Source organism: Halomicrobium mukohataei DSM 12286 (genome assembly GCF_000023965.1).
GTDB lineage: Archaea > Halobacteriota > Halobacteria > Halobacteriales > Haloarculaceae > Halomicrobium > Halomicrobium mukohataei.
This window is the reverse complement of the sequence record NC_013202.1, coordinates 2,129,356-2,140,914: the sequence shown is the minus strand read 5'-3', so window position 1 is coordinate 2,140,914 and position 11,559 is coordinate 2,129,356. Positions and strand designations below refer to the sequence as shown.

11 protein-coding genes and 1 tRNA gene are annotated in these 11,559 nt (G+C 67.3%); 5 read left to right on the top strand and 7 right to left on the bottom strand.

Annotated elements, in window-relative coordinates; all coding sequences use genetic code 11:
- Nucleotides 1-80: 80 nt before the first annotated feature.
- Nucleotides 81-542, top strand: a complete 462-nt coding sequence (locus HMUK_RS10730; RefSeq protein ID WP_015763182.1) for a UPF0179 family protein — start codon at nt 81-83, stop codon at nt 540-542.
- 154 nt (nt 543-696) lie between these two features.
- Here HMUK_RS10730 and HMUK_RS10725 read toward each other — a convergent pair whose 3' ends face one another.
- Genes HMUK_RS10725 through HMUK_RS10715 form a run of 3 tightly spaced genes read right to left on the bottom strand, consistent with a single transcriptional unit; the run spans nt 697 to nt 2,375 of the window.
- Nucleotides 697-1,491, bottom strand: coding sequence for a M14 family metallopeptidase (locus HMUK_RS10725; RefSeq protein WP_015763181.1), 795 nt, complete (start codon nt 1,489-1,491; stop codon nt 697-699).
- A gap of 48 nt (nt 1,492-1,539) precedes the next feature.
- The gene (locus HMUK_RS10720; RefSeq protein ID WP_015763180.1) at nt 1,540-2,034 is read right to left on the bottom strand and encodes a DUF309 domain-containing protein; all 495 of its coding nucleotides are present in this window, start codon (nt 2,032-2,034) and stop codon (nt 1,540-1,542) included.
- Between the two features lie 50 nt (nt 2,035-2,084).
- The gene (locus tag HMUK_RS10715; protein ID WP_015763179.1) at nt 2,085-2,375 is read right to left on the bottom strand and encodes a DUF4187 domain-containing protein; all 291 of its coding nucleotides are present in this window, start codon (nt 2,373-2,375) and stop codon (nt 2,085-2,087) included.
- 100 nt (nt 2,376-2,475) lie between these two features.
- Between HMUK_RS10715 and HMUK_RS10710 the strand changes: the two genes are divergently transcribed.
- From HMUK_RS10710 to HMUK_RS10695, 4 genes are all read left to right on the top strand, one after another.
- Nucleotides 2,476-2,559, top strand: a tRNA-Leu gene (locus HMUK_RS10710).
- Nucleotides 2,560-2,832: 273 nt separating this feature from the next.
- Nucleotides 2,833-3,030, top strand: coding sequence for a hypothetical protein (locus HMUK_RS10705; RefSeq protein ID WP_015763178.1), 198 nt, complete (start codon nt 2,833-2,835; stop codon nt 3,028-3,030).
- Nucleotides 3,031-3,088: 58 nt separating this feature from the next.
- On the top strand, nt 3,089-3,931 hold the full coding sequence (locus HMUK_RS10700) for an inositol monophosphatase family protein (RefSeq protein ID WP_015763177.1): 843 nt from the start codon (nt 3,089-3,091) through the stop codon (nt 3,929-3,931).
- A gap of 83 nt (nt 3,932-4,014) precedes the next feature.
- Complete coding sequence (locus HMUK_RS10695; RefSeq protein WP_015763176.1) at nt 4,015-5,181, top strand: DUF63 family protein; 1,167 nt, start codon at nt 4,015-4,017, stop codon at nt 5,179-5,181.
- Here the strand turns inward: HMUK_RS10695 and HMUK_RS10690 are convergent.
- The 4 genes from HMUK_RS10690 to HMUK_RS10675 form a co-directional block, all read right to left on the bottom strand.
- Nucleotides 5,178-6,494, bottom strand: a complete 1,317-nt coding sequence (locus HMUK_RS10690) for a hypothetical protein (RefSeq protein ID WP_015763175.1) — start codon at nt 6,492-6,494, stop codon at nt 5,178-5,180. The two genes, HMUK_RS10695 and HMUK_RS10690, sit on opposite strands and share 4 nt — an antisense overlap.
- 106 nt (nt 6,495-6,600) lie before the next feature.
- Nucleotides 6,601-8,334, bottom strand: a complete 1,734-nt coding sequence (locus tag HMUK_RS10685; RefSeq protein WP_015763174.1) for a YcaO-like family protein — start codon at nt 8,332-8,334, stop codon at nt 6,601-6,603.
- Between the two features lie 33 nt (nt 8,335-8,367).
- A complete protein-coding gene (gene tbsP, locus HMUK_RS10680; protein ID WP_015763173.1) occupies nt 8,368-9,186 on the bottom strand; it encodes a transcriptional regulator TbsP in 819 nt (272 codons plus the stop codon).
- Nucleotides 9,187-9,380: 194 nt separating this feature from the next.
- On the bottom strand, nt 9,381-11,441 hold the full coding sequence (locus tag HMUK_RS10675; RefSeq protein ID WP_015763172.1) for a hypothetical protein: 2,061 nt from the start codon (nt 11,439-11,441) through the stop codon (nt 9,381-9,383).
- Nucleotides 11,442-11,559: the final 118 nt, after the last annotated feature.

The following is an 11,559-nucleotide window of genomic DNA, read 5'->3' as shown; positions in this document are numbered from 1 at the left end:
TCGGTACGTAAATATGTGGCCCGCGACCGGCCCGTGGCCCAGTCGACACCTATAGTGGTCTTCCCCGAGAACGAACGACTATGACTACCGTGACGCTGATCGGCTCCCGCCTCGCGACGGCCGGCGAGGAGTTCGTCTATCGCGGCGAGGCCAGCGGCTGTGACGGCTGTCCCTATCGCGACCAGTGCCTCAACCTCACCGAAGGCGTGCGCTACCGGATCACAGACGTTCGCGAGTCGGGACAGATACTGGACTGTGCCGTCCACGACAGCGGCGTCAAGGCCGTCGAGGTCGAACCCGCACCGATCAAAGCCAACGTCAGCGCGAAAGGAGCCTACGCCGGGAGTAGCGCCACGCTGGAGGGGCCGTGTCCCTACACCGGCTGTCCGAGCCACGAGTACTGCGAGCCGGCGGGAGCGTCCTTCGACGAGGAGTACCGCATCGACGAGATCGTCGGCGATCCCCCCCACGACTACTGCGGACTGGATCGTGACCTCACGCTCGTCGAGCTGGCACCGCCCGAAGAGCGCAGCGGCCGCTGACGGTCACGCCCGCCGACGCGGACGGCGATGCCGTCGTTCGGTCGACTGGAGAAACGGCGACGAGACGCCGTCTCATACGGTTTATTGTAGTTGCTTACCGGTGATCGTCTACTCCGTGGCGACGATCACCGGTAAATCGCTACAATAATCCGTATCAATCGCCACTTCGGAGGGTGCCGGTCCGCTCGGCCGTGTAGCCGAACACGTCCTCGTAGCCGTCTGGCGAGAGCAACACCGGGTGGAACGGCTCGTCGGCGACGAGGGGGTCGCCGTCGGTGGCGGCGAACGCCTCGCCGGCACCGACCTCCTCGAAGTTGTCCGCGTACACCTCGTAGACCTCGCCCATCGCCTTCGGAATCGGCTCGCCGAGTTCGTACACCGGCACGTCTCTGGGCTCGGTGCGTGACTCCGCTGGCAGTACGCCGACCGCCTGGAGGAAGGCCCGCGTCAGCACGACGGCGTTGTCGGCCGCCTGCTCGGAGCCCTGATAACCACACTCGACCTCGATCGTCGCCGGAATCCCGTCGAAGATCCGCCCCTCGTTCGAGCCGTCCGTCTCGATCACGGCGTCGATCGGGAGTCGCGGGCAGACGCTCCGCGCGAGGTCGTCGATCGTGTCTACGAGCGCGAACATCCCGCCGTAGGACCGCGTCGAGTGCAGCGCCAGCGTCGTACAGTCCCCGATCTCCGCGACCAGCCTGGCCGCCAGTCGCTCCTCGCGAGAGCCGTCCGGCGAGCCGGGGAACGATCGGTTCAGGTCCGTGTCGACGTAGCGCTGGCCGCGCTCGATCGCCGCCTCGTTGGCGATCACGAACGCGACGGATCGCTCGACGGTCGGCGACGCTTCGAGGAGCGTCTCGACCGCGTGGACACCGCAGGGTTCGTCACCGTGAATCCCACCCACGACGGCGACCTCGGGATCGCCGTCGCCCAGTTGTTCGACGTACACAGCAGAATGCAGCGGCTCCACGGAGAAGTATCACACGCTCGCCGGCCTCTACTCCAGGGACGCGGCGTACTCGAAGTCCCGCTCGCGTGCGGTGGGACACTCGTCGTCCAGCCGGATCTGCCAGCCGTGCAGGGCCGTCGGATCGTCCAGGGCGTCGGTCACCACCGTTCGCACGTCGAGCACGTCGACGCCGTAGTAGTCCGGCGGCGTCCCCTGGAGGTACTGCAGGGCGGTCCGAAAGAGGCTCCGCATCCCGTCGTCGTTCTCGAAGTCGAAGTGCTTGTACGCACCCGCGGCGACCTGCACCATCCCGTGGAGAAACGCGCTCTCCGTGGTCCCCTGTCCGTAGTTGTACCACTCCGCTTCGAAGCAGTCGTGGGCCTCGTGAAACTCCCCGGCGTTGTAGAGTCGAACGCCGTGGACCACGGCCCCGCGGAGCGTGCCGTGTTCCCACCCGTTCGACGCGCGACGATCCCGGTCCCAGCCCGTCGGGTTCCCCGAAACCGGCGGGGCGACATCGTAATCGCGGGTGTGATCGTCCATACCGAGTACAGGAGTGGCGGGGAGGTAATCCCTCCGCTCGACGGCGGACGCTACGCGAGCCCCGTCCAGTCGACGTGAGCGACGGCGAGAACGACGACGCTCGCGATGATCCCGAGCAGGAGCGACGCCTGCACGAACGCGTAGAGCACGACCGCGCCCGCGACGACCCAGCCCAGGGCACGCTGTCGCCGGCTCGCGAGGAGCGACCCACGCGGGCGGCTCGACTGCCAGCGGTCGCGGGCGTTCGCACACTCCTCGGCGTCCCCACAGTGGTCGTCGAGTGACTCCTCGTCCGCCAACCGCGCCCCGCAGAACGGACAGTACTCGATCTCGGAGGGCATATCCGGAGTCTCCAGTCAACCGGACAAAACAGTTCGGACGCGACAGAATCGTTCCGTACTGCATATATACTTCCCCACACTGAACCCGAACGCAAAGCGTGCGAGGGTAGCCAAGCCTGGAAACGGCGGCGGACTCAAGATCCGCTCCCGTAGGGGTCCAAGGGTTCAAATCCCTTCCCTCGCATGACGCGGCGACACGACGCGTGTCGGTGCGGAATGCACTCGGTATGTGGCCCACGCGGCCCCCGCAAACAGCGACCGGCGCTGGGAGATCCGACGGAGCGATCTTCCCTCGCAAACTTCTACCGACGCCGACCGAACAGTCGTCCCGGTATCGGCACCCACCGAGTGACCAGGAGCACGTCGCAACGAGAAACAGCGGGAGAAAGAGCGGATGTGTCAAGCGTTCGTTTCACCATGGCGTAGATTTAAGCCCGTCGGCGTGGTAGACTGTCACATGGCTACGGATCAGCGCGAGCCAACCGGTCTCGACGTGACACCGCTGGAGAACACGGCGTTTTTCTCCATCGAGACAGACGACGGGTACGTCCGCATCGAACAGTCCCTCGGGAATCAGGTCCTGTACACGCCCGAGGAGGCCCGTGACATCGCTGAGTCGATCCTCGCAGCCGCCGACGAAGCACCGAGAGAGTAGCGTCGACGGGGCGGTCGGAAGCGGTGAGGCTATTTGTCAGGACGACAGATTCCACGGCATGACAGACGTCCACCACCGGGCGGCGATCGCCGAGCGCGCAGCGCGTGCCGGCGGCGTCGTCGCTCGCGAGCGGTTCCGCGGGACCTTCGAGATCGAGACCAAGGCCGACAAGACCGATCTGGTGACGATAGCCGACAGAGAGGCCCAACAGCAGGTCGTCGCGACGATCCGAGAAGAGTTCTCCGGCGACCAGTTCGTCTGTGAGGAGGACAGCCCCCAGCTCGCCGGGCCGGAGAGCGACGCGGTCGAAGAGACGCTGGTCGAGAACGTGCCCGAGTCCGGCCCCGCCTGGATCGTCGATCCGATCGACGGCACGACGAACTTCGTCCGCGGGAATCGGACGTGGGCGACAAGCGTCACGGCGCTGGTCGACGGCGAACCGGTCGGATCGGCGAACTACCTCCCGGCAATGGGCGACCTCTACGCGGCGGGGCCCGAGAGCGTGACCCGGGACGGCAAGTCGATGCGGGTCAGCGAGGAGGCCGACACCGACGCGTTCCTGGTCGCCGTCGTCAACCGCTGGGAGGACGCGACCGCCTTCGGCGAGCTGTGTCGAATCGCCGACGAGGAGCTGGGCGACGTGCGACGGCTGGGCTCGTTCCAGGCGACCCTGTCGCTGCTGGCCGACGGCGGGTTCGACGCCGCGGTCTGTACGCAGTCCGCGAACGCCTGGGACACCGTGGCCGGCGTCCACATGGTCCGCGCGGCGGGCGGGACCGTCACGGACGTCGACGGCGACCGCTGGACCCCGGACAGCGAGGGGATGGTGGCGTCGAACGGTGCCAATCACGGGGCCGTGCTCGACGCCGTCGCGCAGGTCCGCGGGGAAAGCGCCGACTGAGACCGCCGCTGGAACGCGACGCGTGGGTGTGAAACGGACACAGGACCGGAACGCTAAAACACCCACCTCACGGCGAGACATGCATGGACGCAGTGGCTCGACTGGAATCGAGACTCGACGGCCGCGACCCGCTCGGGCTCTGGGTCGCCTCGTTGGTTGGGCTGATCGGACTCTTCTCCGGGGCCGCGCTGGTGGCCACGCAGACGGTCTGGGACCGATTCGTCTGGCAGTACTTCTGGGGGCCCGTCGCGGCCGACGCGCAGGCGGCCCGCTGTGCGCTGCGGGAGGGCAGTGCCGTGGAGTTGGTGTTCAGCGCCGACGCCTGTGCGCAGGCCCGGGCCACCGGGACGGCGATCTACGCCGAGCCGGGGTACACGATCGTCTCGGAGGTCGGGTACATGCTCGTGCTGGTGTACATGCTGGTGGGCGTCTACCTCTTCTTGCAGCGGTACGAACTCGTCACCGACATCGACCTGTACTACCCGCTGGTTCCGTTCATGCTGCTGGGGGGCTCGCTCCGGGTGGTCGAGGACGCGACCGACGCCGCCGTCAGGGCCGGCGTCGACCCGGCGATCTCGTACCCCCTGAACTCCCTGCTGGTCAGTCCGGTCATCTACTTCACGCTGTTCGTGCTGACGCTCGGATCGCTCGTCGTCGTGCGCCGACTGGAACGAGGTGGACAGATCGACGACGGCAACCGCGCTCTGGGCGTCGTCGGCTGGGGCCTGCTCTCGCTGAATCTCCTCTCTCTCCTCTGGCTGTCGGTCACCAGAGAGTACGTCACGCTCTACCCCCAGATGGTGACCATCGTCGTCGTCGGTGCGATCGCGCTCGCGTACGTCAACTGGAAGGCCATCGAGGCCGCCTGGCCGGAGCTGACCGACGCGACGGCGTACATCGGCTTCTTCGTGCTCTGGGGCCACGCGATCGACGGGATCGCGAACGTAATCACGGGCGACTGGCTCGACGCGCTCGGGATTCCCGGCGAGTACTTCGCCAAGCACCCGGCAAACCGTATCATCGTCGACGTGACCGAAGCGATTCAGCCGGCCTCCCTGTCGGCGACGATCGGCACGTCGTGGCCCTTCCTCGTCGTCAAGATGCTCGTCGCCTCGCTCGTGTTGTGGCTCTTTACCGAGGAATTCGTCGAGGAGAGCCAGCGGTACGCGCTCCTCTTGCTCGTCGCCGTGACGGCCGTCGGTCTGGGTCCCGGAACGCGGGACATGCTACGCGTGACCTTCGGGATCTAGGTCCGACCGTCGGCCCGCCCGATCTCCCGACCGGCGAGCAACAGCGGCGTCCCGCAGGCGACCACCACGACTCCGTAGATCCCGTTCACCAGCGCGATCAGAATCCCGAGACCCAGCGGCCCGATCGGTAGCCCCTGCTGGAAGAGCGCAGCGGCGAAGCCGACACTGACCGTCGCGAGAGCGAGTCTGTGGCGGTTGCGACCGAGCGCGTAGCCGGCCGGCAGAAACGCGAACAGCGCGACGAGAAGCCCCAGAAAGACGCGCTGAGACCGGAGGAGGCCGGACTGCTGGAACACCGGCAGCGCGACGACGGCCGTACCGACGGCAGCCACGAGGCCCGCGCCCGCGAGAGCGAGGACGGTCCGATAGGACAGCCGATCGCGGACGCCGGAGGCCGTCAGCGTGGCACCGACGGCGGCGATACCGACGCCAGCGCCGACGAGCGGAGCGTCCGCCGTGCCGAACAGTGAGATCGCCGCCCCGGCGAGCGTTCCCAGTACGGTGAGGACGCCGAGTCCACCGAGAGCGGTGCCCACCTGCTCGGTGGACGCCCCGAAGTCGAAATCGAGCCACGAGACGGCACCACAGAGTGCGGCCACGACGATTCCGAAGACCGCCGTCGGGAGCCCGATCAGGACGGCGGCGTTCAGCGCGGCGACCGGCCCCAACAGCGCCAGGAGGGCCACCGTACTCCACACGGCCCCGAGAGGATCACCGCGCTCGGTGAACGTGAGAAAGCCGTATCGATCCAGCCCGGTCAGCGTCATCCGCGTTCGGTCGGCCGAGACGGTCGCACCCGGCACGGTCCGCTCGACCGTCATTCCCTCGGGCGCGACGACCGTGAGGCGATCCGCACCGAGCCCGTCCAGAGAGCTGTAGCCGTGGCTTTCGGTGAACGCGCCCGAGCGCAGTGTTCCCCCGGCCGACGGCTCCGCGAAGTCGGGCTCGCGGTAGCGGAGCGTCAGAACGCCGTCCGACGAGACGTTCGACCCCAGAAGCGTCACGTCCCACATCGCCCGATCGGCGATCGCCGTCCGCAGGCTCTCGTTCGCCCGGAGCCGCTCGGCCGCGGGCTCTCGGAGCGTGTTTCGTACGGTCCAGGTCGCCGTCCCGTTTCGGGCGACCTGCACGGTCGCAGTGCTCTCGACGACGGTCGCCTCGACACCGTGTGCGCTCGCGGTCTCGGCGAAGGAATCGCCACAGGCGTCACAGAGGGGACGAGGCGGCGGCGCACCGACCACGGGAGCGACTGCGAGCGTGGTCACTGCGAAGATGACGAGACAAGCGACGGCGACGAATCTGCTGGAGGGCATATGCCGGCGTTCGATCGAAACTGTCAATAAACTACCGAACGCTCAGATGGAGATTCGACAGACCACCAGCGATCCGATTCCACGCGGTCGATCCCGTGGTGTGGATCTACGGGAACGGGTGGTGTGGGCGATCGAGTCGCGGCTCGAAGCCGAGTTCGGTCGGGACCGTCTCCGCTCGCTCCCCGAAGAAGGCGTCGCCGAGGAACAGGGGTTGGGCCTCGGGCACCAACACGCGGACGCCCTCGAAGCCGAGTTCGTCCAGATCCCGCGTCGTCGTCCGCGTCGCGTACGGCGTCAGTCCGGCTTCCGAGAGCGCTGCGACGAGGGCGTCCAGTTCGGCCTCGCCGTCGTCGACGGCGTCTGGGCCGACCGCCTCGGCCGGGATGGTCTGATCGTACGCCAGCAGGTCGACAGCCCGGTCTGGCTTGTCGGCGTACTCCCCGATCGCGCCGCTGGCCTCCGCGGCCTGTTCGGGGCCCATGCTCCGAAGCTCCATCCAGTTCTGGAGCGCCTCTTCGAGCGCGCCGAGAGCGGCCTGCTCGGGGTCGAGATCGGCCGCCGACCCGATGGCGAAGCTGGGCCACTCGTCCCGGTGAACGGCGACGGCGACGACGGGCACGTCCACGTCCTGTGTCAGCAGCAGCGGCGTCACCGTCAGTCCCTCCGACGCGGCCCGCTCGTACAGCGTCCCGAACACGTCGTCGTCGACGGTCAGCCCCAGCGGCTCGAACGTCGAGTACCACGACAGCATCGCCGCGTCCCGTTCGATCACCTCGTAAAGTCCGGCCAACAGCGCCTCACAGCCCGACGATCCCAGTCCCAGCCCGGTCGTCAGGGGCGGGCGAACGTGGGACCCGACGGGCGGGTGAAAGACGAGTTCGGCGGGCACCAGCGCCGACTCGTCGGTCGCGAGGTTCCGGGCTCCGATCCAGTCGAGTTCGGTCGTCGCGTCCGCGCCGGCGTCGTCGGGCGCGACGAAGGCCTCGGGCGCGACCGCGTCGTCCAGCGACGCCGCCGTGGCGGTCGTCGTCTCCGCGGCCGTGTACACGCCGGCAGCGTAGCGCTCGTAGGACTCGCCGAGCGCTTTCATGAACGCCCCGTCCCAGTCGGCCGCGACGCCGGCCGCCTGTCGCGGGGCCGTGACGTCGCTGAATCCGGACGTGTCGGTGAGCTGTGCGAGGTAGTAGGGTGCCGGGAACGACTCCGCCTCGCCGACCTGCTGGACGATCCCAACCCGGTCGTCCAGCGCCCGCTCGGCGCGTTCGAGCGCCTGCTCGGTGTCGACCGTAGCGTGAGAGCGATCGATCGTCGTCTCGCGCTCGCCGCCACACGAACAGCCCGGCAGCGGGAAGAAACGGCGTTTCCGGTGGGGCAACTCGACCACGTGGCCCAGCACCGACGAGTCAGCGTCGGTCCGTGCGGAGCCGGCAGCGAGATAGTCGGCGACGGCCTCCCCGGCGACGGCCCCAGCGACGCGCAGCGTCGCTGGTCCGGGGTCCTCCCCACCCTCGGCGGCCGCCGTCGTGTTGGCTTCGATACGGCCGCACAGACAGTCGTAGCACTCGCGGTCGGGGTCGAATCCAGTGACCGCTGCCGGGACGACCGGGCGGCCGCCGACGCCGCCGAGTTCGACCGCGAGCCACGGCGTCCCACCGTCGCGGGCCTGCTCGCTGGCGGTCTCGAACGTCGCGGCCCCGGTCTCGTCGACGACGACCGCGAAGTCGGCGCTGTCGACGGCGGGCGCTTCCCGGTGGTCGATACTCACGTCGAGGTCGTCGAGTGTCGCGAGAAGGCTCTCCGTCGCCGGTCCACTCCCCACAACGTCCACTACCGTACCCATGCCGGCGAGTAACAGTAGTCGGGGTAAAAAAGCCTAGGAGGCGATAATGCCCTGCGCGACGCTCGCGAGTTCGTCGCTGTCGACCGACTGGAGCCGCTCGTCGCCCAGCATCAGCCGGAGCCGCGGCCGGCCCACGTCGATGGGCACCTTCTCGGTGTCGATCAGGCCCATGTCTTCGAGGGTCGTCTTGGTGCGGGAGAACGTCGCCTTGCTCGCCAGGCCGATGTCCTCGCCCCACTTGCTGATGTCGTAGAGCAACTCGCCGTTCTTGGCAGCGACCAGCAGACTGATCGTCACCTCGTCGAGCCCGTCGCCGTCCCCGCGTGCGGTCTGGAGCGAGGCGAGCACGCCCTCGAAGTCTGCGGCCGTCTCGGGACCGATGTCGGACTCCAGCGTGTCCATCACGCGGGACATCGCTGGCGTCCGCAGCGAGTAGCTGTCGGCGCGGTCCCACTCGTCGTCGTAGAACGACGAGATGTCGTCGAGGAACGCGTCCTCGTCGGACGTGAGTCCGGCGACCGCGTCACCGGCGTCGATGAGCGACACGACGCTCTCGGAGCCGATCAGCAGCGAGTGGTTCGGAACGTCTTCGAGGATCTTCAGCTCCAGCACGTCGGCCTCGACCAGGTCCGCGGCCGTGCTCGCGACGATGAAGTCGCCCATCTCGTCTTTCAGGGCTCGGTTCTCCGCGAGGAGGCGGACGGCGGGCGGATCCTCGTGTTCGTCCAGCACCGAGACGAGTTCCGAAAGCGTTTCTCTAGAGGGATTAACAACTGTGAGCGAACTGTCTTCACTGTCCAGTGCTTCGGACAGAACAGTTCTTACGTCGTCTTCGAGTAGGTTCGAACGCATGCTTCTGTTAGACTACTACGATTTTGTCATATTTAATTTTACTGGCCGACTTCGATTGAATTCGTCTGCAGAGATAATACTGCCACGCCGTCAAGACATAATTGTTGCCGGTACCGTTTGGGGGACAATGACAGACAGCCCGGCCACGTCGACGGGGAAGCGACGATCGCCCCGCGGAGAGTCCCCGTGAGCGATCAGAGTTCGTCGACCAGTTCCTCCGACCAGTGGAAGTCGCCGTCGTAGATCACGGGCAGAGACTTGGCGTCGAGGACCTCGCGCAGTTCCGCCCCGGTCACGGTCTTCTCCAGCGTGTCGCCGTTGAGAATCTCTCTGCCGTCGAAAGGGAGGTCGTACCGGTCCCCGTTAGACTGGGCCGTCAACATCTCGCAGCTGACGGTGTAGCGCTCTCCCGCGTCGGCAATCTTGACGACCGCGGGCTGTTTGGGACTCGGCAAGAGCGCGTACGTGCCGTCGCCGACGACGGCGTAGTCTTTCCCCATCATGATCCGTCGACGGGCGAGCTGGAGCGCCCGCTCGATGCTGAAGCCGTGGACGAGCAGCCGCGCGAACGCGGTCCCGACCTTCGCGGCCTGCTGGTCGAGCACTTTCTCGAAGGTGACACCGCCCGCGATCGAGCCCCGCTCGACCAGCGAGAGCCCCTGGTCGTAGGAGCCACAGGCGTTGAGGAAGAACGTCTGCGTGTTCGACTCCTCGATCTCGGCCACGTCGAGCGTGCCGTCCGTACACCGCAGCCCGCCGTCCTCGCAGTGCCCGATGTAGTGGACGAAGTCGTTTTTCGCCTCGAACGTGGCCGCCAGTTCGGTGCGGTCGAGCCGCGACTGGATCGTCACGTCGATCGGGAGATCGGCGGCACGCTCCTCGTAGATGTCGGAGACGATCTGGTGTTCCTCGCACATCGCGTCGTCGTTGAGGACGACGCCGACCTGGAGCTGGTCGTTGCTTCGATGCCGGTACTTGCCGCGGTTGTGGTACGCTTTCGGGAGGGGCTTGAACGCGTGGATCGGCGTCCCCGGCGCGAGCCACGCGTGGAGCTGTCCGGCCTGTAGCTCCGGTTTGAGTACGCCCGACGTGGCGGTCTCGCCGCGTGCAGTGTAGGCGTCCGACAGCGTCTGTTCGAGCAGTTCGTCCCGGTCGAGCTCGGTCGCGCGCGGGAGGTAAACGAGGCTGAGTCTGTCCAGCAGGAAGGGGAGACACGTGATCCGGCCCGGCGTCGGTTTGGCGTACGTCGAGAGGTGCCAGTCGGGCAACAGCGCGTCCAGATTCCGCTCGGACAGCGAGAGACACTGTTCGAGACGGGCCGCGGGGCCGAGCTGACACAGCGAGTCCAGATCGATCGGGAGCTGTTCGAGCCCGTCGCTTGACGCCCGGTCGGGCGCGACCCGGCGAGCCTGACAGTCGAGGAAGAAGGCCCGCCGCAGGAGCTGCGCGCACTGATGCTGGAAGCCGGGGAGATCGTCGAACTCGTACCGAATCGAGGGGTCGTCGGCCCGTAACACGGGCGCGTCGCAGTCGGTTACCTCGACGGTCGCGCCGAGGTAGTACGCGAGCGGCGCGGCGACGAAGAGCCGATCCAGTTCCGGCGGGACCAGGAACTCGATCCCGGTGTCCGGCGTCTCGGCGGCGACGGCCGACGGAACACTCGTCTCCGATCCCAACTCCAGCAAGGGCGGGTGTGCCCTGAAGCTCGGGTGGGACCTGACGGGAGCGGTCGTGTGGTGGGCGGCCGCCAGGTGAGTCAGTCCGGTGGCGAGTCCGGACGGCGTCGGTTCGATCGTGATCCGGCCCGGTCCGGCCCGGTTGCCAGACGAGCCGCCGACGGTCACCGTCGTCGGCTCCCAGAACGAGACGACGAACTCATCGCCGGCCGGCTTGACCGACGCCGGTCCCGGAAACCGGAGGTAGCTCGTCGGCCCGTGGGCCGACGCCCCCGATCGAGTGCGGCACCTGAGGAGGTACTCCCCGTCGGGGAGTTCCGTCGGAGTCGTCACGCGGTACTGGGCGTCGAGGTCGAGTGCCGTCACCATCACGTCGGAACACGGGATCGAGAGCCGATCGGCCTCGCCCTCGAAACACTCGTCGATATCTCTCGGAATCGCAGACGACGACGCCTCGCTCAGTCGATTCAGCTGGGCACACAACGCTGGAAGTCCGGTCGGATCGGCCCCTTCGAATCCCCCCGAAGCGTCCGACTCGGCCGACCGGTCTCCGGCGTATGTCACCCCCCAGGTAGACATACAGCATGGTATGTGTGCCTCGCCTACATAATGGTTGCTGGTCGCGTGCCAGAGTGTCACATGCTCTACCAGTGTGTGAACGGCCCACAGGTGCGCGCCGGAAAGGTAGATTATTGAC